This is a genomic window from Peristeroidobacter agariperforans (genome assembly GCF_004138335.1).
GTDB lineage: Bacteria > Pseudomonadota > Gammaproteobacteria > Steroidobacterales > Steroidobacteraceae > Steroidobacter > Steroidobacter agariperforans.
In genome coordinates, this window is the sequence record NZ_RYFW01000007.1 from 102847 (window position 1) to 128619 (window position 25773).

Annotated in this window: 32 protein-coding genes; 31 read left to right on the forward strand and 1 reads right to left on the reverse strand. The window is 63.0% G+C overall.

Going from position 1 to position 25773, the window contains the following annotated elements; translation table 11 throughout:
* Position 1: 1 nt before the first annotated feature.
* From fliF to flgN, 15 genes are all read left to right on the forward strand, one after another.
* Positions 2–1585 carry a flagellar basal-body MS-ring/collar protein FliF gene (gene fliF / locus EK373_RS30960; RefSeq protein ID WP_129649369.1) on the forward strand — a complete coding sequence of 528 codons (1584 nt, stop codon included), beginning with the start codon at positions 2–4 and terminating at the stop codon, positions 1583–1585.
* A complete protein-coding gene (locus tag EK373_RS30965; RefSeq protein WP_129649240.1) occupies positions 1569–2588 on the forward strand; it encodes a flagellar motor switch protein FliG in 1020 nt (339 codons plus the stop codon). The genes fliF and EK373_RS30965 overlap by 17 nt, the downstream gene beginning before the upstream one ends.
* A complete protein-coding gene (gene fliH / locus EK373_RS30970) occupies positions 2585–3283 on the forward strand; it encodes a flagellar assembly protein FliH (protein ID WP_129649241.1) in 699 nt (232 codons plus the stop codon). Before EK373_RS30965 ends, fliH begins: the two co-directional genes overlap by 4 nt.
* Positions 3280–4590, forward strand: coding sequence for a flagellar protein export ATPase FliI (fliI, locus tag EK373_RS30975; protein ID WP_129649242.1), 1311 nt, complete (start codon positions 3280–3282; stop codon positions 4588–4590). Before fliH ends, fliI begins: the two co-directional genes overlap by 4 nt.
* The gene (locus tag EK373_RS30980) at positions 4587–5015 is read left to right on the forward strand and encodes a flagellar FliJ family protein (RefSeq protein ID WP_129649243.1); all 429 of its coding nucleotides are present in this window, start codon (positions 4587–4589) and stop codon (positions 5013–5015) included. Before fliI ends, EK373_RS30980 begins: the two co-directional genes overlap by 4 nt.
* An 83-nt stretch (positions 5016–5098) precedes the next feature.
* Entirely contained in the window at positions 5099–6454 is a 1356-nt protein-coding gene (fliD, locus tag EK373_RS30985) for a flagellar filament capping protein FliD (protein WP_129649244.1), read from the forward strand.
* A 33-nt stretch (positions 6455–6487) separates the two neighbouring features.
* Complete coding sequence (gene fliS, locus EK373_RS30990) at positions 6488–6874, forward strand: flagellar export chaperone FliS (protein ID WP_129649245.1); 387 nt, start codon at positions 6488–6490, stop codon at positions 6872–6874.
* 4 nt (positions 6875–6878) lie between these two features.
* On the forward strand, positions 6879–7190 hold the full coding sequence (locus EK373_RS30995) for a hypothetical protein (protein WP_129649246.1): 312 nt from the start codon (positions 6879–6881) through the stop codon (positions 7188–7190).
* The gene (locus tag EK373_RS31000; protein ID WP_129649247.1) at positions 7187–8296 is read left to right on the forward strand and encodes a flagellar hook-length control protein FliK; all 1110 of its coding nucleotides are present in this window, start codon (positions 7187–7189) and stop codon (positions 8294–8296) included. Before EK373_RS30995 ends, EK373_RS31000 begins: the two co-directional genes overlap by 4 nt.
* Entirely contained in the window at positions 8293–8769 is a 477-nt protein-coding gene (locus tag EK373_RS31005; protein ID WP_129649248.1) for a flagellar basal body-associated FliL family protein, read from the forward strand. The genes EK373_RS31000 and EK373_RS31005 overlap by 4 nt, the downstream gene beginning before the upstream one ends.
* A gap of 15 nt (positions 8770–8784) precedes the next feature.
* Entirely contained in the window at positions 8785–9495 is a 711-nt protein-coding gene (locus EK373_RS31010; RefSeq protein WP_129649249.1) for a FliA/WhiG family RNA polymerase sigma factor, read from the forward strand.
* Between the two features lie 16 nt (positions 9496–9511).
* Positions 9512–10438 carry a flagellar motor stator protein MotA gene (motA, locus tag EK373_RS31015; protein ID WP_129649250.1) on the forward strand — a complete coding sequence of 309 codons (927 nt, stop codon included), beginning with the start codon at positions 9512–9514 and terminating at the stop codon, positions 10436–10438.
* Positions 10422–11411, forward strand: coding sequence for a flagellar motor protein MotB (locus EK373_RS31020; RefSeq protein ID WP_129649251.1), 990 nt, complete (start codon positions 10422–10424; stop codon positions 11409–11411). Before motA ends, EK373_RS31020 begins: the two co-directional genes overlap by 17 nt.
* A gap of 29 nt (positions 11412–11440) precedes the next feature.
* Positions 11441–11710: a flagellar biosynthesis anti-sigma factor FlgM gene (gene flgM, locus EK373_RS31025; RefSeq protein ID WP_129649252.1), complete on the forward strand. Its 270-nt coding sequence runs from the start codon at positions 11441–11443 to the stop codon at positions 11708–11710.
* Entirely contained in the window at positions 11707–12135 is a 429-nt protein-coding gene (flgN, locus tag EK373_RS31030; RefSeq protein WP_129649253.1) for a flagellar export chaperone FlgN, read from the forward strand. Before flgM ends, flgN begins: the two co-directional genes overlap by 4 nt.
* Before the next feature lie 3 nt (positions 12136–12138).
* Here the strand turns inward: flgN and flgA are convergent, their stop codons facing one another.
* Complete coding sequence (gene flgA / locus EK373_RS31035) at positions 12139–12843, reverse strand: flagellar basal body P-ring formation chaperone FlgA (RefSeq protein WP_157994624.1); 705 nt, start codon at positions 12841–12843, stop codon at positions 12139–12141.
* 10 nt (positions 12844–12853) lie between these two features.
* On the opposite strand from flgA, the gene flgB reads away from it, so the two are divergent.
* The 16 genes from flgB (at position 12854) to EK373_RS31115 (ending at position 25724) form a co-directional block, all read left to right on the forward strand.
* Positions 12854–13219, forward strand: coding sequence for a flagellar basal body rod protein FlgB (gene flgB, locus EK373_RS31040; RefSeq protein ID WP_129649255.1), 366 nt, complete (start codon positions 12854–12856; stop codon positions 13217–13219).
* A gap of 3 nt (positions 13220–13222) precedes the next feature.
* A complete protein-coding gene (gene flgC, locus EK373_RS31045; protein ID WP_129649256.1) occupies positions 13223–13645 on the forward strand; it encodes a flagellar basal body rod protein FlgC in 423 nt (140 codons plus the stop codon).
* Between the two features lie 2 nt (positions 13646–13647).
* Positions 13648–14301: a flagellar hook capping FlgD N-terminal domain-containing protein gene (locus tag EK373_RS31050; RefSeq protein WP_129649257.1), complete on the forward strand. Its 654-nt coding sequence runs from the start codon at positions 13648–13650 to the stop codon at positions 14299–14301.
* Positions 14302–14322: 21 nt separating this feature from the next.
* A complete protein-coding gene (locus EK373_RS31055; RefSeq protein ID WP_129649258.1) occupies positions 14323–15510 on the forward strand; it encodes a flagellar hook protein FlgE in 1188 nt (395 codons plus the stop codon).
* A complete protein-coding gene (locus EK373_RS31060) occupies positions 15510–16238 on the forward strand; it encodes a flagellar basal body rod protein FlgF (protein WP_129649259.1) in 729 nt (242 codons plus the stop codon). Before EK373_RS31055 ends, EK373_RS31060 begins: the two co-directional genes overlap by 1 nt.
* Before the next feature lie 145 nt (positions 16239–16383).
* Complete coding sequence (gene flgG / locus EK373_RS31065) at positions 16384–17172, forward strand: flagellar basal-body rod protein FlgG (protein WP_198683785.1); 789 nt, start codon at positions 16384–16386, stop codon at positions 17170–17172.
* Positions 17173–17177: 5 nt separating this feature from the next.
* Positions 17178–17837 carry a flagellar basal body L-ring protein FlgH gene (gene flgH / locus EK373_RS31070; RefSeq protein ID WP_129649260.1) on the forward strand — a complete coding sequence of 220 codons (660 nt, stop codon included), beginning with the start codon at positions 17178–17180 and terminating at the stop codon, positions 17835–17837.
* Positions 17838–17848: 11 nt separating this feature from the next.
* Positions 17849–18979: a flagellar basal body P-ring protein FlgI gene (locus EK373_RS31075; RefSeq protein ID WP_129649261.1), complete on the forward strand. Its 1131-nt coding sequence runs from the start codon at positions 17849–17851 to the stop codon at positions 18977–18979.
* A gap of 3 nt (positions 18980–18982) precedes the next feature.
* Complete coding sequence (locus EK373_RS31080; protein ID WP_129649262.1) at positions 18983–19309, forward strand: rod-binding protein; 327 nt, start codon at positions 18983–18985, stop codon at positions 19307–19309.
* Positions 19310–19354: 45 nt separating this feature from the next.
* Entirely contained in the window at positions 19355–20734 is a 1380-nt protein-coding gene (flgK, locus tag EK373_RS31085) for a flagellar hook-associated protein FlgK (protein ID WP_129649263.1), read from the forward strand.
* Between the two features lie 16 nt (positions 20735–20750).
* Entirely contained in the window at positions 20751–21665 is a 915-nt protein-coding gene (gene flgL, locus EK373_RS31090; protein ID WP_198683786.1) for a flagellar hook-associated protein FlgL, read from the forward strand.
* Between the two features lie 12 nt (positions 21666–21677).
* The gene (locus EK373_RS31095) at positions 21678–22679 is read left to right on the forward strand and encodes a hypothetical protein (RefSeq protein WP_129649264.1); all 1002 of its coding nucleotides are present in this window, start codon (positions 21678–21680) and stop codon (positions 22677–22679) included.
* Positions 22680–22732: 53 nt separating this feature from the next.
* Positions 22733–23296, forward strand: coding sequence for a GNAT family N-acetyltransferase (locus tag EK373_RS31100; RefSeq protein ID WP_232831403.1), 564 nt, complete (start codon positions 22733–22735; stop codon positions 23294–23296).
* A 47-nt stretch (positions 23297–23343) separates the two neighbouring features.
* Positions 23344–23649, forward strand: a complete 306-nt coding sequence (locus EK373_RS31105) for a hypothetical protein (RefSeq protein WP_129649266.1) — start codon at positions 23344–23346, stop codon at positions 23647–23649.
* A 33-nt stretch (positions 23650–23682) separates the two neighbouring features.
* Positions 23683–24867: a serine hydrolase domain-containing protein gene (locus EK373_RS31110; RefSeq protein ID WP_129649267.1), complete on the forward strand. Its 1185-nt coding sequence runs from the start codon at positions 23683–23685 to the stop codon at positions 24865–24867.
* A 92-nt stretch (positions 24868–24959) separates the two neighbouring features.
* On the forward strand, positions 24960–25724 hold the full coding sequence (locus tag EK373_RS31115; RefSeq protein WP_129649268.1) for a class I SAM-dependent methyltransferase: 765 nt from the start codon (positions 24960–24962) through the stop codon (positions 25722–25724).
* Positions 25725–25773: the final 49 nt, after the last annotated feature.

Consider the following 25773-nt stretch of genomic DNA (forward strand, 5'->3'; position numbering starts at 1 on the left):
GATGTTACGCGGCCTGATGCCGCTGGTACTGCTGGCGATTGTCATCACTGCTGCGGTGTTGATGTTCGCCTGGCGCGATCAGTCCTCATATAAGCCCCTATTCGGTGCGCGCGAGAAAGTCGCAGCCGCCGACATGATGTCCGTGCTCGATGGCGCCGGCATTGCGTATCGCATTCATCCCGACACCGGACAGGTGCTCGTGCCGTCCGATCGGCTCGGTGAAGTGCGCATGCTGCTCGCATCGAAGGGCGTGGTCGCTCAGTTGCCTGCCGGCCTCGAGCTCATGGATCGCAGCGATCCGCTCGGCGTCAGCCAGTTCGTGCAGGACGTGCGCTTCCGTCGCGGCCTCGAAGGCGAGCTCGCCCAGAGCATCATGACCATCGACGCCGTCGATTCGGCGCGCGTGCACATCGCGATCGCAAAGTCGTCGTCGTTCGTCGTCAACACCGCCGAGCCGAGCTCGGCATCGGTCGTGCTCGGCCTGAAGCCGGGTCACAAGCTGTCCAACGAACAGATCGCCGCCATCGTCAAGATGGTCGCGAGCAGCACCACCGGGCTCGATCCGGCCAACGTCACGCTCGTGGATCAGTCGGGCAACCTGTTGTCAGCTCGGGTCGATCTCAGCGAAGGCTTCGAGTCAACGCAGGTCAACGATGCGGCCGGTCATTATCGCGACGAGACTCTGCGCAGCGCCGAGAACCTGCTCGCGCCCATCGTCGGCGGCAACAACTTCAAGCTCAGCGTCACTGCCGATGTCGATAACGACAAAGTGCAGGAAACGCGCGAACAGTATGGGGACACGCCCAAAGTCACTAGTGAATCGACGCGTGCCGAGCAGGATACCGATCCGCTGGCGCTCGGCGTGCCCGGCTCGCTGAGCAATCGTCCGGTCGATGTCGGCGCGAATGCGCAAGACGGCCAGGAAAGCAGCACACAGCGAAACGCGGCGACCCGCCAGTTCGCGTACGACCGCAGCGTCACTCAGATCGAGCGCAGCCGTGGCCGTCTGAAGAAACTCAGCGTCGCTGTCGTGCTCAACGACGCGGCCGCACCGAGCGGCACGGCATGGACCGAGCCGCAACTCGCCAACATCGACAAGATTCTCCGCAGCGGTCTGGGCATCGACACTGCTCGCGGCGACAGCTTGGTTGTTTCTTCGCTGGGCTTCCCGAAGCCGGCCGCTGCGCCGGTGTGGTGGCAGCAGCCCGATCGCGTGATGGATATCGGCGCATACATCGCCTACGCCATGGCCGCGTTGTTCGCCTATCTGCTCCTCGCTCGACCGTTACTGCGCATGGCCAAGCAGCGCTTGCAGTTGCCGGCGCCGACGGTGCAGCAGATCGAAGCGACGCCGGTGTCGGCAGCTGCGACTGCGAGCGCCACCGCGGCGGCGGCTTTGCCGCCCGCGAACGTCAACAAGGGACCGATCCCGGTCGGTCCGCTCCTGGAAGATTACGACCTGCCGCCGCCGGGCTCGCCGGTCGATGTGATGGTCGATCATTTGCGCGCGCTGGCGGCCAAGGAGCCGGAGCGTGTCGCTGAAGTCGTGAAGCAGTGGGTGCAGAAGAATGTCCGACGCGAGTAATGCCGTCGCTCAAGTGGCCGCCTCGCCATTGGAGCAGGCCGCCATCGTGTTGTTGAGCATGGGCGAAGAGCCGGCCGCGGCCGTGCTTCGTTGCCTGTCGCGCGAAGAGCTGCTCGAAGTGACACAAGTGATGTCGCGGATCAGCGGCATCAAAGTCGAAGCGGTGAAGCAGTCGCTGCAACGTTTCTTCGACGAATATCGCCAGCAGAGCGGCGTGCACGGTGCGTCGCGTTCTTATCTGAAGCGCTCACTGGACCTCGCGCTCGGCTCCGATATCGCCGACAGCGTGTTGAACAGCATTTACGGCGACGCCATCCGTCCGAAGCTGGCCCGATTGCAGTGGGCCTCACCGAAGTGGCTCGCCGATCGCATCAGCCAGGAACACGTTCGCATGCAGACGGTGTTCCTCGCGTTCCTGCCGCCCGCGCTTGCTGGCCAGGTCATCGGCGCGCTGCCGGCCGGTACGCGCGATCTGGTGCTCGTGAATCTCGCGCGCTTGAACGAAGTCGATCACGAGTTGCTGGTCGAGTTGGATGAATTGGTCGAGCGTTGTCTCGCGAGCCTCGGCTTGCAGAGCACGAGCGTCGCCGGTGTTCGCCAGGTCGCCGAGATCCTCAATCGCTTGCCGGACAACCGCGCCAAGATGGTCGAAGTGCTGCGCAGTCACGATGCCGAAGTGGTCGCCGAGATCGAGCGCAGCATGTATGACTTCTTCATTTTGTCGCGCCAGACCGAAGCGACGCTGCTGCGGATCATGGAAGACGTTCCGGTCGAACAGTGGGCGATCGCCCTGAAGGGCGCCGAGCCCGCCGTGCGCGACTCCATCATCCGGGCGATGCCGCGTCGTCAGGCGCAAAGCTTCGAAGAAACCATGCGTCGCAGCGGTCCGTTGTCGCGCAGCCGGGTCGAGCAGGCGCGCAACGAAATCATGGCTCAGGTCAAAGCGCTCGCCGACGCCGGTGAGATCGAAGTGCAGTTGTTCGCAGAGGCGGTATTGGAATGAGCCGAGTCTGGCGCTCACATCGATTCACTGCGCTCGCGCAGTTGGCGGACCCGAACGCCTGGGCCGGGCCGGGTGCGGTGCCGTCGCAGGTCACATCGGCCATGCACGATGGCTATCAGCGCGGCATGGAGCGCGGTTACCGCGAAGGTCACGAAGCCGGCATGCGCAGTGGCATGGACACGGGTCGCAGCGAAGGTCGCGAGGAGGGCAGACAGCAGGGCCTGGAAGCGGGCAAGCAAGAAGCGCTGGCTCGTTTCGAGCGCCTGGCCGGACCGGTCAACGAGTTGGTCGAAGAATTGAAACAAATGCAGGCCGACTATCAGACGGCCATGCGCAAGGAAGTCATCGAGCTGGTCGCGAAGGTGGCCCGGCAGGTGATCCGCAAAGAAATCCAGATGGAGCCCATACAGTTGCTCGCTCTGGTCGATGAAGCGCTCTCGACCATGCCGCGCGTCGCTGCCGACGAAGTCGTGGTCTATCTGAACCCGGAAGACCTCGAACGTATCATCGAGCTCGAGCCGGCGCAGGCCGAACGCTGGAACCTGTGGGCGGATGACAAGCTCGAGCCAGGCGAATGCCGCGTGAAAGCAGGCAATCGGGAAGCGGACGCGGGCTGCAGTCAGCGCCTGGCCGCGTGCATGGAGCAGATCGAAGAGCAGCTGTTGCCGCACCAGGACGAGCTGGTGGCCGCATGATCGGCGCTGCTCTACGTAACCTCGAGCTGGAGTCAGTGCCGATTGCGACACCGACTGGCCGACTCGTCGGTGCTTCCGGACTGCTGCTGGAGAGTCGCGGCTGTCCGCTGAGCACGGGCCAGCGCTGCAGCGTCGAAGCGGGCAACGGCGATTGGATCGACGCCCAGGTCGTGGGCTTCCGCGAAGACGTTTCTTATCTGATGCCGTTCAAACGACCGGAAGGCCTGGCCACTGGCGCGCGCGTGCTGCCGCAGACCGATCGTGATGTTCTGCGCATTGGCCCGTCGTGGCTGGGCCGCATCGTCAACGGCTTGGGAGAGCCCGTCGACAGTCGCGGTCGTTTGGGCGGCGAGCATGTGCTCGACACACAGCCGCCGCGAGTGAATCCGCTCAAGAAGAAGCCGGTGAAGGACGCGCTCGATGTGGGTGTGCGCGCCATCAACGGCATCCTCACGCTCGGCAAGGGGCAACGCGTCGGTTTGATGGCCGGCAGCGGCGTCGGCAAAAGCGTGCTGCTTGGACTGATCACTCGCCAGACCGTCGCCGACGTCGTCGTCGTAGGTCTGATCGGCGAGCGCGGTCGCGAAGTGCGCGAGTTCATCGATCTGTCGCTCGGCGAAGCCGGCATGAAGCGCGCGATTGTCGTGGTGGCCCCAGCCGATGAATCGCCGCTCATGCGCCTGCGTGCAACCGAGCTGTGTCATTCGATCGCCGCGCACTTTCGCGATCAGGGCAAAGACGTACTGCTGCTGGTCGATTCGTTGACCCGCTATGCGATGGCTCGGCGCGAGGTCGCTCTGGCATTGGGTGAACCACCGGCGACTCGTGGCTATCCACCCTCAGTGTTCAGTCTGTTACCGCAACTCGTCGAAACCGCCGGCAACGGCGAGCGCGAGGAGGGCAGCATGAGCGCGATTTACACCGTGCTCGCGGAAGGCGATGACCAGCAAGATCCGGTCGTCGATACCGCGCGAGCCATTCTCGACGGCCACATCGTTCTGACTCGTCAGCTCGCCGAGCGCGGTCATTACCCGGCCATCGACATCTCACAATCGATCAGCCGTTGTATGGCGCTGGTTGCAACTCAACAGCATCAGCGCGCCGCGCGCGCGCTCCTCGCGATGGTTGCAAAGCACGCGCAGGTCCGCGATCTGTTGCCGCTCGGCGCGTATGTTCCTGGCGCCGATCCGGCGACCGACAAGGCAGTCGAATTGTTTCCCAAGATCGAAGCATTCCTGCACCAGGGCACGCGTGAAGCGGCGCCGCTGACGCAGACCATCGCAGCACTCGAAGGGTTGATGGCATGAGCGAACGTCAGCGTTTGCGCTCGCTGGGTCGCCTGGTCGATCTGCAAAGTCGCAAGGTCGATCGTCTCAGCGCCGATGTCGCGGAAAAGCGTGCGACCCGCGAGCGCTTTCTGCGCAACCTTGCGACGCTGGAAAAGCTCGCTCACAGCAGCGGCCCCGTCGGCGGCTCGCCCGTGCTCGCCATGAATCGCGCCGGCTACAAACAGGCTATGCTAAGAATGGCTGCTACTCATCGTTTGGATCTGTCATTGCACGAGTCGCAGCTCGCCTTGTCACAGCGCGAGCTGGTCGATGCTGCGCGTCGTCACGAAGCGCTGGACCAGGTGCTGCAGCGTGAGCACTCGAATGTGCGTCACGTCACAAAGGTGAAGGAGCAGAAGCATCAGGACGAGCTGGCGTCACAGGTCTGGTGGCGTAACAAGTAAAGAAAGTCGACGACGAATTTAATTTCCTCGCGGTTCCTGTCGCCTATTGACGACTGTAGGACTCCGCTCCGAGGAAGACGACGATGGCAACACTCGATCCAGTTACCACAGCGACGCAGCTGGCAACGGCGTACACGCAGCCGTTGCAGACCCAGCTGACGACGCAGACGCAGAACGCGCAGAAGCAGTCGACCGCGCTCAGCACGCTGCGGTCGGCGTTGAGTGCATTCGATAGCGCGCTATCGTCGCTCTCGTCGAGCAAGGGCCTGAAGCAGTTTGCCGCTTCGTTCAACACCTCGGGCATCGCCACCGCGACCACGACGTCGAAGGCGCAGGCCGGCAGCTATCAGTTCCACGTCGAGCAGCTCGCGACGGCGCACCAGGTCGTGTTCGAAGATCTGCCCGCCGTGCCTGTGGCGCTGGGCGGACCGATCACGGTGGAGCTGCAAGACGGCAGCTCGTTCAATGTGAACCTGGTGGCCGCGGACTCCGATTCCAACGGCACGATCTCGCAGGCTGAGATCGCACGCGCCATCAATCAGGCCAACGACAACCAGGGCAAGGTGGTTGCGTCGGTCGTCACCAGCGGCGGTCAGACGCAGCTGCTGCTGAGCTCGAGCAAGACCGGCGAAGGCGGCGAAATCACCGTCGACGCCAGCGGCCTGCCAGTAGGCGCGCTGCAGGACGCGTTCAACAGTTCGCGTGAGCTCACAGCGGCGCAAGACGCAGTGGTGTGGCTCGGCGGTCAAGGCGGCGTCCGCATGCAGCAGGCGTCGAATACATTCACCAGCATCGAAGGCGTGAGCCTCACGTTCACACGCGCCATGACGGCGACCGAAGCGCCGCTGACCTTGACTGTCAGTGACGATATGGCCGGCACGGCAGGCAAGGTCGATGAGTTCGTCAAAGCGTACAACACGCTGCGCACCGCGCTCGATTCGCTCACCAAAGCCGGCGGCGAGAACGCGACCAAGGGTGTATTCGCCTCTGATGCGGGGATGCGCGCCCTGAGCAGCAAACTCAACACCCTGCTTCGCAATGAATATGACGGCGTGAGCTTGGCGCAGTTGGGCGTGAAGGGCGATCGCAACGGCCAGTTGTCGCTGGACAAGTCGCGCCTGGAGAAAGCGCTGCTGACCGATCCGGCCGCGCTCGACAAAGTGTTCGGCAGCGCCAGCGTTTCGGCGCCGACCGGTTTGTTGGGCGGCATGAGCAAGTATCTGGATCAATGGCTCACCAGCGGCAGCGGCCAGATCGCCAGTCGCCAGAACAGCATTCAGATCCAGCAAAAGAATCTTTCGGTGCGTCAGACGCGCCTCGATGCCCAGTACGACAGCTACTACCAGCGCTACCTGCAGCAGTTCACGCAACTGGCGACCTTGCAGGCGCAGATGGAGCAGACGTCGGGCCTGTTCGCGCAAGTGAGCATGGGCTCATAACACCCGCGCGATCTCCCAGGAGCAAATCAGACCGTGAATCACGAAGCCTACCGCAGCTATCACAACGTCAACCTGGGTGCGCAAGTCGCGCACGCCTCGCCAGTGAAACTGGTGCTGCTGTTGACCGACGGCCTGCTCGAAGAGCTGGTCCGAGCCCGCGCGCACATCGAAGCGCGGCGTTACGAATTGAAGGCTCGCAGCCTCGATCGTTGCGTCGACATGTTGAACGGCCTGTCGAGCGCGCTGGACATCGAGAAGGGCGGTGAAGTGTCCGAGAACCTCAGCCGGCTCTATGACTATTGCGCCGAACGCTTGTATCGCGCCGGCGTCAGTCTCGATCCGACCCTCATCGACGAAGTAACCGGCCTGCTGACGACTCTGCGTCGCGGCTGGCAGGGCATGCAGCAGCGCCTGGGTTGACGCCATGGATCGATACGCACAACTCATGAGCATTGCTCGCAACTTGCTGAGCGCTTCTCAGCGCGGCGACTGGACGCTGCTCGAGAGCGTCGATCGTCAGCTCGCCGAGCTGTTGACTCGCCGCACCGAATGGGGCCAGTGGTCGCAGCAGGAAATGATGGCGCTGGCCACGGTACAGCGGGCCCATGAGCAGGCACGCGAACGCTGCGTCTCCGAAACACAGGCCATGCACACGCGGCTCGGTCAGATGCGCGAGCACAAAGCGGGCTGGCTGGCTTATGCGATGAACGGCGAAGTTGCCGAGGAACGGCCATGACCGCCATTGCCTTTGGCGCCGCATTGGTCAGCACTGATGCTCCGGCTACGGGCGCACAACCTGGGCTGCCGCTGTTGTCGGTCGGCCTGGCGCCTGGCGTGCCGAGGCCAGCAGTGCCTGTGACGCCGATACGTTTTGGCGAACAGCTGCGCCAGTCGTTGGCCGCCGATGCGCTTGCGCCGTTGAATCTCGCTCCGCGCGTGACCGAACAGCCGAAGTCCGATGAGGCGGTGGTCGAGCAATCGGACGAGGCAACGGAAGATGCGGCGACGATCGACACGCTTGTGACATTCCCGGGCCTGATCACTTTCACGCAGCCGGTGAGTGTGCCGCTCGAGTACGCGCAGCGTTCGACTAACTTTGCGCAGCAGCCGCAGGTGCAGAAGCAGCTGCCGGTCGCGCCGGTGTCGCAGCCGACTCAGTCGGCAGGCTCGCGCCAGCAAACATTGTTGAATGTCTTGGCCGCTGTTCCGGAAACATCGGCGCTGGGCGCGCTCACGATCAATACGCCGGCGTTCTCGCTTGCGACGAAAGGAGCGGCGCCTGCCGCGCTCACTGACAGTCAGTCCACGCTGACAGTAACGCAGCTCGCGTCGTTGACCAATGCCGGATTGGCACAGGCGCTGGTCGAAGGCTTCAATCAGCAGCCTGGCGTGTTGGCCCCCGTGTCAGCACAGCAGCCCGCACAGGCGCTGAGCACGCAACGATCGGCCTTGGAGGTCGCACTGGGCGACCGCTTGCAGCTGCAGATCACTCAGCGCAGCGAGCACGCCGTCATTCGTCTCGATCCGCCTTCGATGGGCACGATCGAAATTGTGATTCAGCGTGAAGGCGGCAACCTCCAGGTTCATTTGCGCGCCAGCAACGCCGAAGTGGTCCGTCAGCTGCACGGCATCGGCGACTCGTTGCGACAGGATTTGATTCATCGTCAGAACGGCGATGTTTCCGTGCACGTCTCGGACAGCTCGCGCGAGCAACATGCCAGCCAGCAGGGGCAGCGCCAGTCTCAATCGCAGCGCGAAGCTCCGGGCCGCGCGCTGTCGGAACCGAATGAAGAGTCAGCCAAGACATTCACGCTCGCGGTGGATGAGGAGCGTGGCGCATGAGTTTCGGAAAGATCGTAGCCGCGCTGCTCGGAGTGACGGTGCTTGCGCTCGGCCTCGGCGCCGGCGCGACCTGGTGGTTCGTGAAAGGCGGAGCTGCCATCTCGACGGCCGATGCTTCCGTGCCGAAAGAGGAAGAGCCCGAGATCGACGATCGCGTCTTCAAATATGTGAGTCTGGAGAAGGTGATCGTCATGTTGCGCGGTGTGGAAGGCGAGCCGGCGCCTCATTACCTCGCACTCGACCTCGTGTTCAAGACGCCCGAGGAAGAGGAAAAAATTGCGCGAGAACAGTTGCCGCTGCTGCGTAGTGTCGCCGTCAAAGAGCTGTCGACTCTGACCATGGATCGCGCCGGCAAGATGACGGTGGAAGAGCTGACCGCGCAGATGACCAAGGCCTTCGCGGACCGATACGCGCAGGACCGCGCCGAGCGTCCGTTCGTCGATGTGATGATCGGCAAGCTCATTGTCGAATAGTTGTTGAAGTCTACGATGCAAGCTGGATACGCCATAGCAGATGAGTTCGTCGCGGCGCCACTGAGCCCGGCCGACGAGCAGCGTTTGCTCGTGAGCTTCGCGCCGCTCGTGAAGCGAGTGGTCAAGCAGCTTGAATTGCAGACCGGCGGCGGCATCGATCGCGAGGACTTGCAGCAGATCGGCTTGATGGGGCTGCTGGACGCGTTGCGTCGCTACGGCACGCCCGATGAAAAGTTCGCCGCTTACGCTTCGGTGCGTGTGCGGGGAGCGATTCTCGATGAGCTGCGTCGACAGGACTGGCGGCCGCGCACGGTGCGCCAGGAAACGCACAAGGTGCGCGACGGCGTCCGTGAGCTGGCGAGAAAGCTGGGGCGCGAGCCGACGGCTGCCGAAACGCAGCAGGCGCTGGGCCTCACCGTCGAGCAGTACCAGGACTATCAGCTGGCGCAGAGCGCCGAGCAGTTGGCGAATTTCGATGAGTTGTTACAGCAGCTCACCGAGCAGTCGGGCGATCGTCGGCATTCGCCGGAGTCGCATCTGCTGCTCCAACGCAGCATCGAGCAGGCGCTGCGTCGTTTGAACGATCGTGAGCAGCGCGTCGTGCAGCTGTACTACGAGTTCGATTTGAGCTTGAAAGAGATTGCCCGCGTGTTGGACCTGACCGAGGCGAGGGTGTGCCAGATCAACAAGCTGGCGTTGAAGAAGTTACGGGAGCTGCTGCAGTAGCAGCGAGGATAGATCGATGCAGTCGCTAGTTGGTATTGCCACCATTCTGCTGTGTGTGTTCGGCGGCTTCATGCTGCACGGTGGCGACCTGGGCGTCATCTGGCAGCCGGTGGAGCTGGTCATCATCATCGGCGCCGGCGCAGGCACGATCATCCTCGGCAATCCGCGTCACGTGTTGAGCGAGATGTGGCTGCAAGTGAAAGAAGTGCTGGGTCGTCGCAAAGACGGTCAGGAATTCCAGCGTCAGTTGCTGCTGCTCATGTATGAACTGCTGCAGACGGCCGCGGGCGGTTTGAAGGCGCTCGATGCGCACGTCGAAGCGCCGCACGAGAGCGAGCTGTTCAAGCGTTATCCGATGATCCTGCACGAGCCGAAGCTGTTGCACTTCATCGTCGACAACTTCCGCTTGATGGCCATGGGCAAGATCAGCGCGCATGAGCTCGAAGGCGTGCTCGAGCAGGAAATAGAAGCGATTCACGAAGAAATGGCGCAGCCGGCAAAGTCGCTGAGCAAGGTCGGCGACGCCATGCCCGGCTTCGGCATCCTGGCCGCGGTGCTGGGCATCGTGATGGCGATGAACTCGGTGGCGGCGGGCGCGGATACCGGCGAAGTCGCGATGGCGGTCGCGGCCGCGATGGTCGGCACCTTCATCGGCATCTTCATGTGCTACGGCGTGCTCGACCCGATTTCCAATCGCATGCGTCAGCTGGTCGACGACGAGCGCATGGCGCTCGACTCGGTGAAGGTCGTGCTCGTGACTCACGTGGCTGGCAAGCCGCCGCTGCTCGCGATCGACGCGGGCCGTCGCCTGGTGCAGCTGAATACCAAGCCGAGCTTCGCGCGCCTGGAAAGCTGGATCGACAAGCTGAACAATTCGGAAGACGAGGAAGAGCCGGCCACGCCGCGTCGTCGTAAGGGAGACTTACGTGCTCAACAAGCTTGATAAAGGGCAGCAGGCCATCGTCAAGCGCGTCTCGCGCCGTCATAGCGAGGAGGGGCACGGTGGCGCGGCGTGGAAAGTCGCGTTTGCGGATTTCTGTCTCGCGCTGCTGGCGCTGTTCCTGGTGATGTGGCTGATGGCCTCGCGCCAGGCCGAACACATGGAAGATCTGATGAAGGCAGCCGGCGGCACGCTGGTCGACGAAGGGCGTGGCCGCATGTCCATGTCGATGGGCGGACCGCGCGGCAGTTTGATCGATCGCAACCCGCTGCCGAGCGATGGCGATACGCTGTCGAAGCGCGCCGCCAACACCGGCGAGAGCGAGCCGGCCGGCCCGGGCGAGGGCCTGCGCTTGTCGAAGGCGCACTATGAGTCGCACGCCGACATGCTCGAGCTGTCCGAGGTGCTCAAGGCGCTCGGTGCGGAAGTCGGTCTGTCGAGCAACATTCGCACGATCATCACTCCGTATGGCCTGCGAGTGCTGATGCACGACACCGACAAGCAGGGCATGTTCCAGCTCGGCAGCTCGTCGCCGAACGAGCGCTTCCGCCGCTTGTTGAAGAAGCTCGGCCCGGTGTTCAAGCTGATCGACAATCAGCTGCTGATCGTCGGCCACACCGATTCATTGCAGTACGCCGACAAGAGCTACACCGCGTTCTCGAACTGGACGCTGTCGAGCGAGCGCGCGATGGCTGCGCGCAGTTATCTGCTCGCGGGTGGCATGCCGACGAAGAGCGTGCTGCAGGTGGTCGGCCAGGCCGACACCGCACCGATCAATCCCGACGACACGGCGGCATCGGAAAACCGCCGTATCGAATTGCTCATTCTCACTCGCGGCCAGGCGCACAGCATCGCGCAGATGTTCGGTGCACCGACGGACACCATGCCGCTGCTGGGTGATGACGTGAGCACCAGCCTGCCCGATAGCGCTGCTCTGGAAGAGCTGCGCGGCCAGCTGCACAACAGGGACCTGTAGTCATGCGCACCAAGTCTCGAGGATCCAATATGAAGGTCGTTCCGGGCTCCGCCGCCACGCCGGTCGCGGGCATTGCCCCAGCCGCTGAAATCCGCACACCGGCGACGACTGCGCCAAGTGCGACATCGAAGTTGCAATCCAGCGTGTTGCAGCCGGCGCTGACTGCGATGAACGAGATGCCCGATATCGATCAGGAAAAGGTCACGGCGCTGAAGGCGGCCCTGGAGCGCGGTGAGCTGCCGTTCAATCTCGCCAAGCTCGCGGCCCTGATCGAGCGTTATCACCGGAGCGGCAGATGACAGCGCGCGAGGCGCTCGGCCGTCTGATCAAGGGCGTGCACGCCGATCTCGGCGATTACCGCACGCTGCGTGAGCTGCTGGATGCGCAGTTCGAAGCTGCGCTCAAGCATCGCTCGGCTGTGATCACCGACGTCGCTGATCGCATCTCGGCACTGACGGCGCAGTTGGAAAAGCGTCGAATCGAGCGGGTTGCGCTCGCCAAGGTGCTCGCTGGCAAGCAGAACAGCGTGACGATTTCCGCGGTGTCCGCACGATTGCCGGCCACCGCGCGTCCGGCGTTCGACGAATGGTGGCACGCGCTCGAGCAGCTGGTGCAAGAGTGCAAGCGTTTGAATCAGCGCAATTGCGATTTGCTGATGAATCAGCACGAGATCCTGCAGCGAGTGTTGCAGACGGACGCCGGTGGGACGTATGCACCGGCCTGAGCTTCATCGCGTCGTTCCCGAAGGAATCTCGAGCGGCTCGACCGCATCGGGCCCGATGACGCGCGCGCGAATGACGGCGCCGTTCGTCGAGTTCTTCACGGAAATGACTTCGCCGCGCTTGCCGGATTGCATGGCCTCCGCGGCTACGTGCACTTCGACGCCTGCGTTGCGCGCGACGATGGTGACTTTTGAGTTGCGCTTCACCAGCACGCTCTCGTTCAACCAGCGGCGATCGGCCAGTTGGCCGGCGCGCATGGCGCGTCGACTGGTTTTGCCGGCGACATCGTCGATGTTGGCGACCGCGCCAGGCGTGGCCGTCACATCGCGACGCTCCAGTTTCAACGCCGCTGCATCGATGGGCACGCCCGCTCTCTGGTCGTGCGCGAAAACGACCACGTCAGCCGCAATGGTTGCTCGAACGACGACTGTGCGCTTCTCTCCATTACACATGGCGGCGAAGCGCATGCGTGACGGTTGTCGGACGTCGATTGTTTCTATGTGCGCACCGTCCGGACACCCACCGAGATTCCCTGTACTTAATTTGAGCTTAAGTTGTGGCTCGACCCAGCCGATGGATTCGGCGTATCGATTCAGGTGTTCTCGTGCGACGCGTTCGACTGCGCTTTCCACCGGGCTCGCCGACCACGCGCTGGATGCGAGCAGCGGCAACAGCAGTAACGAGTAACACGACGTTTCGAACGGTTTCATAGCAAACATCATGGCCATCAACTTCGACAAAGCTCTGGGCATTCACGCCGACGCTCTGCGCCTGCGCGCCGAGCGCACTAAAGTCCTGGCGTCGAATCTCGCGAACGAGAGCACGCCCGGCTATCAGGCTCGCGACATCGACTTCGCTGCCAGCCTGGCTCGCGCTACGGCGGCGAGCGAAGAGGGCGGCCTCGTGCTCGATACCGGTGCGCCCGAGACGATGTATCGCGTGCCCAATCACCCCTCGGCCGACGGCAACACCGTCGAGCTGGGCGTGGAGCAGGCCGCATTCTCGCAGAATGCCTCCGACTTCCAAACCTCCCTGACCTTCATCGGCATGAAGCTGCGCGGTCTGGCCAAGGCCATCGAGGGATAAAGCATGTCATTCCGGGATATCGCCAACATCGCGGGCTCCGCGATGAATGCACAGAGTGTGCGTCTCAATACCGTCGCCAGCAATCTGGCAAATGCGGATACCGCGGCCAGCTCGGAGGCCGAAGCGTATCGCGCTCGCAAGCCGGTGTTCGCTGCCGTGTTCGAACGCAACGCCGGCGATGAAGCCCTGGCCGGTGCGAAAGTTCAGGTGCTCGATGTGGTTCAGAGCACCGAGCCGGTGCGCGAGTCGTACGAGCCGGACAATCCGCTCGCGAACGCCGAGGGCGTGGTGTTCTATCCCAATGTGAATTCCGTGGCCGAGATGACCGACATGATGGCGGCCTCGCGCGCTTTCGAGACCAACGTCGAAGTGATGAGCCGGATCAAGTCCATGCAGACGGCGCTGTTGCGGCTGGGTGAGGAGTAATCATGACCATCGGCACCAACGGCGTCGATTCGAACGCGAACGCGACGGGCTCATCGAACTCGATCGCGGCCAATGGCGATATGACGCAGCTGTTCACCAGGCTGCTGATTGCGCAGATCAAGAACCAGAACCCGCTCGAGCCCACCGATCCGAGCCAGTTCGTGAGCCAGCTGACGCAGCTGTCGCAAGTCGAGTCCATGCAGCAGATGGTCGCGCAGACCAATGCCAGCGCCTCGATGCTCCAGAGCATGCAGGTGATGGCGCTCGGCGCTCAGGTCGGCTCGAATGTGACCGCGGTGACTGATCGAGTCGTGCTCGGAGATACCGTAGTGCATGGCCGCTTCTCGCTCGAGTCCAGCAGCACGTCGGTGACCGTCGTGCTCGAAAATGCCGAAGGGCAGCAACACCGTATCCAGCTCGGCACGCACAAGCCGGGCGCAGTGGATTTCCAGATCGATCCAGAAGCGCTGGGTCTTGCGCCCGGTTCTTATTCCATCCGCGTGGAGACGCCGACCAAGGAAACGCCCGCCATCGAAGTGCAGGGCACCTTGCAGAGCGTGCGCATCTCCGCGACCGATGGCGCGGTGCTCCAGGTCAGCAACCTGGGCAGCATCGGCGCCAGCGCCATCACGGCCTTCAACGGCCGGCCCCAGTAAGTTTTATTTTCAGGAGCGCCCATGAGCTTCAACATTGCACTGTCCGGCATCAACGCCATCAACACCGAGCTCGATGCCATCAGTAACAACATCGCCAATGCTGGCACGTATGGTTTCAAGTCCAGCCGCGCCAACTTTGCCGCGATGTATGCAGGCTCGCAGGCGATGGGCACCGAGGCCTCGTCGCTGACTCAGAGCATCGATGTCGGCGGCGGCGTGCTCACCACCGGCCGCAGTCTCGACGCTTCCTTGCAAGGCCGTGGGTTCTTCGTCACGCGCGATACTTCGGGCGCCGAGGTGTACACGCGCGTCGGTATCTTCTCCGTCGACAAAGAAGGTTATCTCTCGGACAGCTTCGGTCGTCGCGTGCAGGGCTATGCAGCTCTCGATAACAGCACGGCGCTCGGTGCGTTCGGCGATCTGCGAGTGCCGACCGGCCAGATTCCCGCGCAGGCCAGCACGACGCTGAACTACGTTGGCAATCTCTCGGCCGACTGGACCGTGCCGACGGTTGCGCCGTTCGATCCGACCGATCCGCAGTCGTTCAACGGTTCGATGGTGTCGGTCGTGTATGACTCGCTCGGCGTTCAGCACAGCGTGACTCAGTATTTCGTGAAGACGGGCACCAACCAGGTCACCGTCCACTACACCACCGATGGCGCGGCCGTGCCGACGACCACGGTGCTCGATTTCAACACCAACGGTCAGCTCACGGCGCCGGCCGGCACCGTGACGCTCGCGCTGGGTACGCCCACCGGTGCGGCCCCGCTCGATCTGGATGTGAGCTACGCCGGCACGACGCAGTCGGCGGGTGAAGCGACCACGACGACCAACGCCAGCAACGGCTACGCCGCTGGTACGTATCTCGGCCTGCAGCTCGCCGAGGATGGCGGCGTGATGGCTCAGTACAGCAACGGCGAGAAACAGCGCATCGGCACGCTCGCCGTCGCGACGTTCCCGGCCGAAGGCGCGCTGATCCAGGTCAGCGATACGGCCTGGACGACTTCCAGCGCCTCGGGCATGCCGCTGTACTCCACGCCGGGCGTCGGCATGGCTGGCGGATTGACGCCGGGCACGCTGGAGCAGTCGAACGTCGATATGACGTCGCAGCTGGTGCAGCTGATGAACTCGCAGCGTAACTATCAGGCCAACTCCAAAGTCATCGCGGCTCAGAACGAGATGATGCAGTCGCTGATGCAGGCGATCTGATGGACGCGTTGATCTTTACATTGATGAGTGGCGCTGAGCGCAGCATGCGCGCTCAGCAGATTCACGCCAACAATCTCGCCAATCTGGAGACCGGCGGCTTTCGCGCCGACTTGGAGCTGGCGACCAGCAAGGCGGTGAACACGGGCTACGGTTACGACGCCCGCCACATGAGTGAGCTGCAGGCGAACTCGGTCGCTTCGCGCGAAGGCGTGTTGCGTCAGACGGGTCAGGATCTCGACGTCGCCATCTCCGGCCAAGGCTATTTCGCCGTTCAGTTCGGCGAAGGCGAGGCGTACACGCGCGCGGGTCACTTCGTCGTCGATCAGGATGGCCAGCTGATGCTCGATGGCCGTGCGGTCCTCGGCGATGGCGGCCCGATCGTGCTGCCGCAGTTTTCGCGTGTGCAGATTGCCAGCGACGGCGTGATTTCGATCGAGGCGCCGGGCGCGACCGAGATGCAGGAGGTCGATCGCTTGCGTCTGGTGAAGCCGGAGCCGGCCGAGGTCACCAAGAATCCCGCAGGCTTGATCGTCGCGCGCAATGGCGAGCCGTTCGCGGTCGATGAAACAGTCACTGTGCGCAGCGGCCATCTCGAAGGCAGCAACGTGTCCGCCATCGAGGAAATGGTCGCCGTCATGAATCTCACGCGCGAGTTCGAGATTCAGATGAAGCTGTATCGCGCCGCCGACGGCATGGCCGAAAGCGGCAACCGCCTGGTCGGCGCATGATGGAACAGCGACTCGGGCATCCTGCCACTCGCGCTGTGGCGCAGCGCGAAAAAGGCGCGACTTTTTCCCCTGCGCTCGCCGCCGATGGCGGCGGGCACATCCCTGTGCCTGGGGTGGCAATTATCAAGTTAGTTTTGGAGCTCTCATGAATCCAGCAATGTGGGTCAGCAAGACCGGCGTGCAGGCGCAGGACGCCAAGCTGCAGGCGATTGCGAACAACCTGGCCAACGTGAATACGGTGGGCTTCAAGCGCGATCGCGCGGTGTTCGCGGATTTGTTTTATCAGATCGAGCGTCCGCCGGGCGCGCGCAATGACGACAACACTGTGTCGCCTTCGGGCGTGCAGTTGGGCAACGGCACGCGCCTGGTCGGCACTCAGAAGGTGTTCACGACCGGCAACATCCAGACCACCGGTCAGACCTACGACGTGGCCATCGGCGGTCAAGGCTTCTTCCAGGTCGAGCAGGCGAACGGCGAAATGGCCTATACGCGCTCCGGCGCGTTCAGCATCAACGACCAGGGCCGCCTGGTCACCTCGACGGGCATGCCGGTGACGCCTGAAGTCACGATTCCCGCGAACGCCACCAACGTCGTCATCGGCGAGGACGGTCAAGTGTCCGCGACCGTGCCGGGCCAGGCCGAGCCGGTGCAGGTTGGCCAGATCACGCTGGTGAATTTCATGAATCCCGCCGGTCTGCTCGCACTCGGCGACAACCTGTATCAGGAAACGGTCGCGAGCGGCGTGCCGACCGAAGGCACTCCGGGCCAGGATGCGCTGGGCAAGCTCAAGCAGGGCGCGCTAGAAGGTTCGAACGTGCAGGTCGTCGAAGAAATGGTGGACATGATTGCGGCTCAGCGCACCTACGAAATGAACACGAAGGTGCTGACCTCGGCCGACAACATGCTGCAATACCTGGCGGCGGCTGTCCGGTAATGATCATGAACGTTCGCACGTTGTTCGCTGTCGTCGGTGCGGCACTGCTGTTGTCGGGCTGCTCGATGCTGCCGCGTCAACAGCCGGCCGAAGAGGAGCCTGCTGTTCCTCAGTTCACCGCGTTGCCGAAGGGCACGTCGGGTGGCGTGTTCACAGCCGAGCGTCCGTGGGCGTTGGTAGCGGACGTACGTGCGTTCCGCCCGGGCGACGTGTTGACGGTGGTATTGCTGGAAACGACCCAGGCGCGCAAGAGCGCCGACACCAACATCAGCAAGAGCAGCAGCGTCGACATCCCGAGCTTCACGATCGGTCACAGCACCATCGACGCGAACACCAGCATCTCGGCCGATCGCGAGTTCCAGGGCGGCGCCACCAGCACTCAGCAGAACGCCTTGCAGGGCGCGCTTACGGTCATCGTGCAGGAAGTGTTGCCGAACGGACTGCTGCGCGTTCATGGCGAGAAGAGTCTGTATTTGAACCAGGGCGAAGAGTTCCTGCGCGTATCGGGCTTCGTGCGCGCCGAGGATATCGACGCCGAGAACAGAATTTCGTCACAGCGCGTGGCAAACGCACGCATTGCCTATTCAGGTCGGGGCAGCTTGGCCGATTCCAATCAGGCGGGCTGGTTGACGCGCTTCTTCAACAGTCCGTGGATGCCGTTCTAAGGATCTGGTCCATGTACTTGCTTCGAATTCTCCGCACCCTGGCGCTGGCGCTGCTGATCGGCGCGCCGAGCGTGAACGCGACGGCCAACATCCCGATGTCGCCGTCCAAGCCGTTGCGCTCGCTCGTGAGCGTCGAAGGCGTGCGTGAGAACCAGTTGCTCGGCTATGGCCTCGTTGTCGGCCTGCAGGGCACGGGCGACGGCACGCAGGTGAAGTTCGCCGGCCAGTCTGTCGCCAACATGCTCAAGCAGTTCGGTGTGAAGTTGCCGGAAGGCACCGATCCTCGACTGCGCAACGTCGCGACCGTCATGGTCAGCGCCGTGTTTCCTCCGGGCTATCGTCGTGGCCAGAAGATCGACGTGACCGTTTCGTCGATGGGCGATGCGAAGAGCCTCCGTGGCGGTTTGTTATTGCTGACGCCTCTGCGTGCCGCCGACTCTGAAGTCTATGCGCTGGCTCAAGGCAACCTGGTCGTCGGCGGCCTGTCGGCACAGGGCGCGAGTGGTTCGAGCGTCACCGTGAATTCGCCGACCTCCGGTCGCGTGCCGAACGGCGCGACCATCGAACGCGAGATCGAAACCGACTTCGACACGCGTCCCACTGTGCTACTGAGCTTGAAGCTGCCGAGCTTCCAGACCGCGACCAACATCGTACAGGCCATCAACAAGCGTTACGGCGCGATCGCCACGACGCGCAATTCGACGAGCGTCGAAGTTGCCGCTCCCATGGATCCAACTCAGCGAGTCGCGTTCGTCGCTGGCTTGGAGTCTCTGCCGGTCGACGTGGGCTCACAGTTGCCCAAGGTCGTCTTCAATTCACGCACCGGCACGGTGGTGATATCCGAAGGCGTGCGAGTGCGCTCTGCTGCGATCTCGCACGGCGGCTTGAAGGTCATCATCAGCGAGAACCCGCAGGTGAGCCAGCCGAATCCGCTCAGCCAGGGGCAGACCGTGGTCACGCCGCAATCCGACGTGTCGGTCAGCCAGGATGAGGGTCGCATGTTCCAGTGGCCGGAGGGCGTGAGCCTGCAGGCCATCATCGATACGGTGAACAGCACGGGTGCGACGCCCGACGATCTGATGGCCATTCTGCAGGCGCTGGATCAAGTCGGCGCGATCGAAGGCGAGCTGACGGTGATCTGAGCCATGAAGGTCGATCTGGTTTCATCGCAGCCTCGGGCAGCGGACGACTCGGCGATCGCGCCGTCGGGCGAAGACGCCGTCTATCGCGGCAAAGTCCAGCAGGCCGCCCAGCAGTTCGAAAGTTTTTTCATCTCCCAGATGCTGCGACAGATGCGCAGTGCGACCAAAGAGATTGCCGGCGAAGACAGCATCTACGGCAAGAACACGAACGCCGACATGCTCGACTACGCGGACACGTCGGTCGCCGATGTGATGTCCCGGCAGCGCGCCTTCGGCATTGCCGATGTGATCGTGCGTCAGCTGCTGCCGACCCAAAAAAATGACAAGTAACAAAGCTTAAGTTTTGAGCTTCGCGGGTCGCTCTGCATTCCAGCAATGAGCATCATCTTCAACGCATTGTCGGGAGCGCTGGCGGCGCAGGCGGGCCTGAACGCCACCAGCCAGAACGTCGCCAACGTCATGACGCCGGGTTATACGCGCCAGGGTGTGTTGCTGGCGTCGATCGCGCCGTGTCAGACCGGCCAGCTGAGCGCCGGCAGCGGCGTCGCGGTGCCGTCATTGATCCGCTTCAGCGACGGCTACAAGAGCCTGCAGATGTGGAGCGCCGCTTCCGAACTGGGTCAGCGCACGACGGCGCAGCCATATCTCACACAGCTCGAGCAGGTGATGGGCGACGAAGAGTCCGGCATCAACAGCGGACTCGATGCGTTCTTTGGCGCACTGAACGCGGCGAGCGTCGACCCCACCTCGAGCCCGTTGCGTCAGCAGATCATCACCGCCGCCGACGCGCTCGCGCAGCGCTTCAACAGCCTCACACAAGTATTGTCGAATCAGCGCCAGGCGATCGTTCAGCAGCGCGCTACCACGATCACCCAGATCAATGGCCTCTCGAAGGACATTGCCGAGTTGAACAAACAGATCGCGGCCACGCAGGGCTCGGGCGTGAATCCCTCGGCGCTCATGGATGCGCGCGACAACAAGATCGATGAGCTCGCGACGCTCGTCTCGTTACAGGTCGTCGACCAGGCCGACGGCACACGGAGCATTTCCTTGCGTGGCGGTCAGCCACTGGTCGTCGGCGGACGTGCTGCGACCATGACCGCGACCACCAACCCCGACGGCACACAAACATTGCAAGTCGCGTTCGCCTCGGAAGCCTTCATCCTGCCGAGGACGGGCTTGGGCGGCGAGCTCGGTGGCCTGGAAGATTACGAAGCCAAGACGCTGACGCCGATGATCGAATCGATCGGCGACATGGCCGAGCAGTTGGCGGACGCTGTGAACGCGCAACTGGCGGCAGGCTTCGCCCCCGATGGCACGCCGGGCACGCCGTTGTTTGAATACGATTCCTCGACCGCCACCGGCATGCTTCGGGTTCGTCCGGGCATTCAGGGCAGCGAGCTTGCATTCTCGACGTCGGCGACCGCGGGTGGCGACAGCAAGAACTTGTTGGCTTTGATCGGCTTGCGCTCCTCGGCGATTACGCTGCCCGGGCTCGGCTCGGTGACGCTGGCCGACGCCTCGACGCAGCTGGTTGCCAAGCTGGGCATGGACAGTCAGCAGAACCAGGCCGCCATGGACACCGCGCAGACCGTGCGCAACCAGGCGGAGGAGAGCTGGAAGTCCACCAGCGGCGTCAACACCGACGAAGAAGCCATCAACCTGATGCAATATCAGCAGATGTATCAGGCCAACATGAAAGTGATCGCGGTGGCGAACGAGCTGTTCGACAACACGCTCGCGCTGCTGGGCTGATGTTGAGATCGAAGTCATGATGCGCATTGCCAGCACGCAATATCACACCACGATGAATACGGCCTTGCAGAAGGCGTCCTACCGTCTGGAGGACATTCTGCAGAAGATGGCCAGCGGCGAGAAATATTCGCTGCCCTCCGAGCACCCCGTGACTACGGTGCGACTGTCGCGCCTGTATCGCGAAGAAGCGGCGCTCGATCAGTACCGCGAGAATATTTCGACGTTGCAGAGCCGCCTGACACAGAACGAGGTCTATCTCACCAGCATGTCGAACGACATGTTGAGCGTGCGTGATTTGCTGGTGTGGGCGGGCGACGGCTCGAATACTTCCGAGGACGTCGCTGCAATGGCGGGTTCCCTGAAGCCTCTGCTCGACAGCATGTTCTACGTTTCGAATAGCGCCGACGCGGAGGGTCGTTACGTGTTCTCGGGCACCGCGGTCGATTCGCCGACCGTGACCTACGATCCGGCCGCGCCGGTGGGCTCTCGCTATACGTATACCGGCAACACCGAGTCACAGCAGGTGGCTGTCGGTCCCGGCGTGACTCAGCCTTCGAATGTCACGCTGCCGGAAATGGCGGGCGTGCTGAACCAATTGGAGCGTGTGCTCACGACGCTGCAGACCCCGGGCGCCAACGTGAACGATCCGGCCGTGCGTGCCGATGTCACTGCGGCGATGGGCTCGCTGGACGATGTGATCGAAAGCATCAGCGGTCGTATTGCCGGGTTGGGCGGCGCCCAGAACATTCTCGAGACGCTCGAGACCAGTCACGCCAACGTCAGCTTGTCGAACAAGCAAGCGGCGCTGACCCTGGGGCAGCTCGACTATAGCGACGCGGCAGTGAAGTTGAACGGATACACGACAGCCGTGCAGGCGACGCAGAAGGCGTATGCGCAGGTGAGCAAGCTCTCGCTATTCCAGGCGATCTAACCTCGTCACGCCATGCAACTTTCCGTCGTAGATTCAGGCCGTCAGGTTACACCGCGAAGCGCCGTCGAAGGCGTCTCGCTGACCCGCACCGAATTGCCGGCGCCGGTCGGCAAGGTCGAGCCCGTTGCACCGACCACGCTGCGCGGTGGCCTCAAGTCCTATGACAGCCAGCTGAATCGCCAGGTTTCGGGCGCACAGCAGGCGCTTCGATTCCTGTCCGAAGCCGATGCCCGGCTGCGTGCGCTGCGAAAGGAAATGACCGGCGGCGATGCGGCCGCGGCCATCGAGAAGTTCGACAAGTTCTGGCAACAGCGCTCGGCGGCCAGCGCCGGGACGCTCGATGGCAGTCTGAAGTTCAGCGCGGAGGCCAAGGCGACGCAGGAGTTCGCGGTGCGCGGCTTGAGCTTCGAAACATTACGCAACGGCGACTCGGAAACGCTGAGCTTCGCCGTCGGCAAGTGGTCGCGGCAGGCGAGCTCCGTCACCGTGGATCCAACCCAGTCGGAGTCGGCGATTGTTGCTGCCCTGGATCGAGCGCTGACTCCCATGGGGGTTCGAGCGACGCGTGATGCGAGGGGTGAGCTGGCGTTCAATGTTTCCGAAAAGGACTGGCCCCAGGTGCGCGACTCGCTCGCGATTCGCGGCGGCGGCCGGCGCTTTCCGACCGGCCAGTTCAATCACGTTCGCACCGTCGTGGCGGAGCAGGCGATTCAACCGTCGCAGTGGAACGCCGCAGATCCTCGCAAGGCGTTGCAGGACATCGCTCAGGCGCAGCAGCTGATTCGCAGGTCGTATGGCGATGTGCGTGGCGTGTTGGAGGAGGCCGCACAGAGCGTCGACCACGGTGAGACCACCGACGCCCAAGGCGTCTATTGGCAAGGATTCGCTGAGGAATATGCCGACACGCTCGCTCGGGGCGACAGCGCCGCTATCGCTGCGACCGTGCAGACAGTTGCCGGCATTTCCAAGCGTACCGTTGCCTCGCTGCTCGCTGCCGCCCCAGGAACGACCTGACTTTTGCTAGCATCGCTGACGGGCGTCATCCTTGACGCTTACTCGATGAGGCGATGGTGAGCGTGGACTATCAACTGCGGGTGGCGGTCGCCGCCGATGAGCCTGTACTTCGCGATTTGATCGCTCGCTCCATCCGCGAGCTGGGCGCTGGCCACTACACGCCGGAACAAATCGAAGCCGCACTGCTCGGTGCATTCGGCGTCGACACCGCACTGATCCGGGATCAAACCTACTTCGTCATTGAAACTGGCGCCGGCGACATCGTCGGCTGCGGCGGCTGGAGTCGTCGCAAGACGCTTTTCGGCAGCGACACTCGCGAATCCCGGGACGATTCCTGGCTCGACCCCGCCGTCGATGCCGCTCGGATCCGTGCGTTCTTTATCGATTCACGGCACGCGCGCCGCGGCCTGGGTCGGATGCTGCTCGATCGCTGTGAATCCGAAGCTGCTCGCGCCGGATTCAGCGAGTTCGCTCTGATGGCCACGCTGCCGGGCAAGCGGTTATATGAAGTGTGTGGCTACGTGGGCGATCAGCCGATCGAGCATCCACTGCCGGGCGGGTTGAGCATCACTTTCGTACCCATGACAAAGGGCCGCTCCCCGCCTGTCACTCAGTAAATAATTGCGCTAGGATCGGCGCGCTCATCGAGTGCACGGAGGCTGCAATGAAGCGCATATGGCCGTTGATCGCCGGCGTCCTCGTGCTGCTGGTCGGTATTGGCGTGTGGAGCGCCAGGGATACATACGCGACCGCACGCATGGGTACAACCTATGTTGCCAAACAAACCTGCTCCTGCCTGTTTGTAGCAGGTCGTCCGCTCGATTCGTGCAGCACTGACTTCGATCCCGAGGCGCTGCAATCTCTCGATGTCGTCGCCGGTAATGGCGCGGTGACTGCTTCAGCCCTCGGCGGCCTGATTTCGTCGCGGTCGAGATTCGAGGACGGCTTTGGCTGTCATCCAGTGAACTAGAACGACAAGTACTGCATCGGGAGGGACCTCGCGATGTTGCGAACTTTGTTAGTGACGATATCGCTGGCCGCGCCGCTATCTCACGCACATGCTGACTTGGCGCCATTGCCGGCGCAGCCGCCCGATGTGCCGTGGCCGACGACGGAATGGCCGGTCGGCTCGTTGCCGCTGGAGATGGATTCGGCCGCTTTCAGCGCTGTGATTGCCGATGCCTTCGACAAGCGCGCTGCCGGATTGGGAGAAACCCGCGAGCTCGTCATCATCCGCGGTGGGCGACTTATCTATGAGCGGGCCGCGCAGGGCTACAACACGAACACACGCCTGGTGTCGTGGTCGATGGCCAAGTCGATCACGCAGGCGCTGGTCGGCATCGCGGTAGCCCAGGGAAAAATAAACATCGACCAGCCCATGGGCAGCCCCCATTGGTCGCCGGATGATCGTCGGGCGCAGATTCCGTGGCGCCAATGGCTGCAGATGACCGACGGTCAGCGATATCTTGAAATCGAAGCAGAAACGATTGCCGAGAGCGATGCCTCGCGAAAGTTGTTCGGCCCGGGCCGCCTGGATGTCGCGAGTTACTGTGCTGGCTTGCCGCTGATCCATGAGCCTGGCACGCACTGGAACTACAATTCGTGCGGCATCGTGCTGACGGCGGATGCGCTGACGAGAACCATTGTTCCCAATCCAGCCTCGCCGGAGCAACGTCGCGGTGCGATGCTGAGATGGATGAATGTGAGCCTGTTCGACGTGATCGGCATGAAGCCACAGCCGGAGTTCGACGCGGCGGGCTTGATGTACGGCAGCGCGCTCATCTACGCGTCGGCGCGCGACTTCGCCAGGTTCGGCTTGCTCTACCTGCGCGACGGCATGTGGGATGGGCGGCGAGTGTTGCCGGAAGGCTGGGTGGATTTTGCGCGCACCCACGGCACCGGCACGAACGCTGACATCTACGGCGCAGGGTGGTGGCTTGCACCGAAGCACGGCAGCGGCCGCCCTTATCCCATCTACGTCGACACCGGCCCGGAGCGGGACGGTTTCAGCGCGCAGGGGTTCGAAGGCCAGTACACCCTCGTCGTCCCTTCGAAAGATCTCATCGTGGTGCGCTTGGGCATGACGCCGGAGAAAGATCTGCGCACCGGTGCTCTGAAGGATTGGATGGGGCGCGTGGCGCGCACGTTTCCATCCACCGCCGCCACGCCCTCGGCCGCTACTGAGTAACGCTTAGCGAGAAGCGCGCTTGCGGGGGCGCGAGGCTGAAGTTTTGTCATTGCATTCCTTTCGTGCCTGACGCCGCGTGTATGCTGCGTCCGATGCAACTCATCTCACGTTGTCTGCTGCCGTTGGCGTTGAGTCTCTTTGCATGGGGACACACAGCCGTTGCCGACGATCCGATTGCAGCAGCGATTGCGAGCACGCGTATGCCGGCAGATCGCATCGAGGATGCATGGCGCAAGCCGCACGAGGTGCTGCGGTTTCTGGAGATCGCGCCCGGGCATCATGTGCTCGACTTCTACGCGGGCCCTGGCTACTACAGCGAGTTGCTGGCCCACATCGTCGGGCAGAGCGGCCAGGTGCTCATCTATAACAATGAGCTCTACAACCAGGCCGCACACAACGGCCTCACTTCGCGATTGGCTCGCAAGCGGTTGCCGAATGCGGTCCGGGTCAATGCGCCCAGCAACTATCTGAAGCTCGCGCCCGGTTCGCTGGATCGAGTGCTGATCGTGCTCACGTACCACGACATCTACTGGCAGCCCGGCGACGCGCCCGAGCCGATGGGCGATCCCGAGAAGGTTTTGCGTATCCTGCGTGAGGCGTTGAAGCCGGGCGGCCTGGTGGTCGTTGTCGATCACCTTGCCAATCCGACAGCGCGCGAGAACATCACGTCGGTCGCGAACCGATTGCACCGGATCGATCCGCAGGTGGTCCGGGCGGATTTCGAGCGGGCCGGTTTCGCCTTCGTCGACGAGAGCACCGCGCTTCGGCACCCCGACGACGATCACACCAAGTCGGTCTTCGATGCTTCGGTCCGCCATTACACCGACCAATTCATCTATAAGTTCCGTCGGCCGTAGCTCCAGGTCCGTTCAGGCTCCGCTCAGGGGTCTCGAGCAATAAAGGGTC

What these genes read in the sequence shown, in the direction of transcription:
- EK373_RS31050 (WP_129649257.1), top strand. Translation starts at nt 13,648, where the DNA reads ATGACCATCGGCACCAACGGCGTCGATTCGAACGCGAACGCGACGGGC.
- EK373_RS31080 (WP_129649262.1), top strand. Translation starts at nt 18,983, where the DNA reads ATGAAGGTCGATCTGGTTTCATCGCAGCCTCGGGCAGCGGACGACTCG.
- fliH (WP_129649241.1), top strand. Translation starts at nt 2,585, where the DNA reads ATGAGCCGAGTCTGGCGCTCACATCGATTCACTGCGCTCGCGCAGTTG.
- EK373_RS30965 (WP_129649240.1), top strand. Translation starts at nt 1,569, where the DNA reads ATGTCCGACGCGAGTAATGCCGTCGCTCAAGTGGCCGCCTCGCCATTG.
- flgB (WP_129649255.1), top strand. Translation starts at nt 12,854, where the DNA reads ATGGCCATCAACTTCGACAAAGCTCTGGGCATTCACGCCGACGCTCTG.
- EK373_RS31100 (WP_232831403.1), top strand. Translation starts at nt 22,733, where the DNA reads ATGGTGAGCGTGGACTATCAACTGCGGGTGGCGGTCGCCGCCGATGAG.
- EK373_RS31075 (WP_129649261.1), top strand. Translation starts at nt 17,849, where the DNA reads ATGTACTTGCTTCGAATTCTCCGCACCCTGGCGCTGGCGCTGCTGATC.
- EK373_RS31000 (WP_129649247.1), top strand. Translation starts at nt 7,187, where the DNA reads ATGACCGCCATTGCCTTTGGCGCCGCATTGGTCAGCACTGATGCTCCG.
- flgK (WP_129649263.1), top strand. Translation starts at nt 19,355, where the DNA reads ATGAGCATCATCTTCAACGCATTGTCGGGAGCGCTGGCGGCGCAGGCG.
- flgC (WP_129649256.1), top strand. Translation starts at nt 13,223, where the DNA reads ATGTCATTCCGGGATATCGCCAACATCGCGGGCTCCGCGATGAATGCA.
- flgN (WP_129649253.1), top strand. Translation starts at nt 11,707, where the DNA reads ATGACAGCGCGCGAGGCGCTCGGCCGTCTGATCAAGGGCGTGCACGCC.
- flgA (WP_157994624.1), bottom strand. Translation starts at nt 12,843, where the DNA reads ATGAAACCGTTCGAAACGTCGTGTTACTCGTTACTGCTGTTGCCGCTG.
- EK373_RS31105 (WP_129649266.1), top strand. Translation starts at nt 23,344, where the DNA reads ATGAAGCGCATATGGCCGTTGATCGCCGGCGTCCTCGTGCTGCTGGTC.
- EK373_RS31110 (WP_129649267.1), top strand. Translation starts at nt 23,683, where the DNA reads ATGTTGCGAACTTTGTTAGTGACGATATCGCTGGCCGCGCCGCTATCT.
- fliI (WP_129649242.1), top strand. Translation starts at nt 3,280, where the DNA reads ATGATCGGCGCTGCTCTACGTAACCTCGAGCTGGAGTCAGTGCCGATT.
- flgH (WP_129649260.1), top strand. Translation starts at nt 17,178, where the DNA reads ATGAACGTTCGCACGTTGTTCGCTGTCGTCGGTGCGGCACTGCTGTTG.
- EK373_RS31115 (WP_129649268.1), top strand. Translation starts at nt 24,960, where the DNA reads ATGCAACTCATCTCACGTTGTCTGCTGCCGTTGGCGTTGAGTCTCTTT.
- flgG (WP_198683785.1), top strand. Translation starts at nt 16,384, where the DNA reads ATGAATCCAGCAATGTGGGTCAGCAAGACCGGCGTGCAGGCGCAGGAC.
- EK373_RS31055 (WP_129649258.1), top strand. Translation starts at nt 14,323, where the DNA reads ATGAGCTTCAACATTGCACTGTCCGGCATCAACGCCATCAACACCGAG.
- motA (WP_129649250.1), top strand. Translation starts at nt 9,512, where the DNA reads ATGCAGTCGCTAGTTGGTATTGCCACCATTCTGCTGTGTGTGTTCGGC.
- EK373_RS31010 (WP_129649249.1), top strand. Translation starts at nt 8,785, where the DNA reads ATGCAAGCTGGATACGCCATAGCAGATGAGTTCGTCGCGGCGCCACTG.
- fliD (WP_129649244.1), top strand. Translation starts at nt 5,099, where the DNA reads ATGGCAACACTCGATCCAGTTACCACAGCGACGCAGCTGGCAACGGCG.
- flgM (WP_129649252.1), top strand. Translation starts at nt 11,441, where the DNA reads ATGAAGGTCGTTCCGGGCTCCGCCGCCACGCCGGTCGCGGGCATTGCC.
- flgL (WP_198683786.1), top strand. Translation starts at nt 20,751, where the DNA reads ATGATGCGCATTGCCAGCACGCAATATCACACCACGATGAATACGGCC.
- fliF (WP_129649369.1), top strand. Translation starts at nt 2, where the DNA reads ATGTTACGCGGCCTGATGCCGCTGGTACTGCTGGCGATTGTCATCACT.
- EK373_RS30980 (WP_129649243.1), top strand. Translation starts at nt 4,587, where the DNA reads ATGAGCGAACGTCAGCGTTTGCGCTCGCTGGGTCGCCTGGTCGATCTG.
- EK373_RS31005 (WP_129649248.1), top strand. Translation starts at nt 8,293, where the DNA reads ATGAGTTTCGGAAAGATCGTAGCCGCGCTGCTCGGAGTGACGGTGCTT.
- EK373_RS31060 (WP_129649259.1), top strand. Translation starts at nt 15,510, where the DNA reads ATGGACGCGTTGATCTTTACATTGATGAGTGGCGCTGAGCGCAGCATG.
- EK373_RS30995 (WP_129649246.1), top strand. Translation starts at nt 6,879, where the DNA reads ATGGATCGATACGCACAACTCATGAGCATTGCTCGCAACTTGCTGAGC.
- EK373_RS31095 (WP_129649264.1), top strand. Translation starts at nt 21,678, where the DNA reads ATGCAACTTTCCGTCGTAGATTCAGGCCGTCAGGTTACACCGCGAAGC.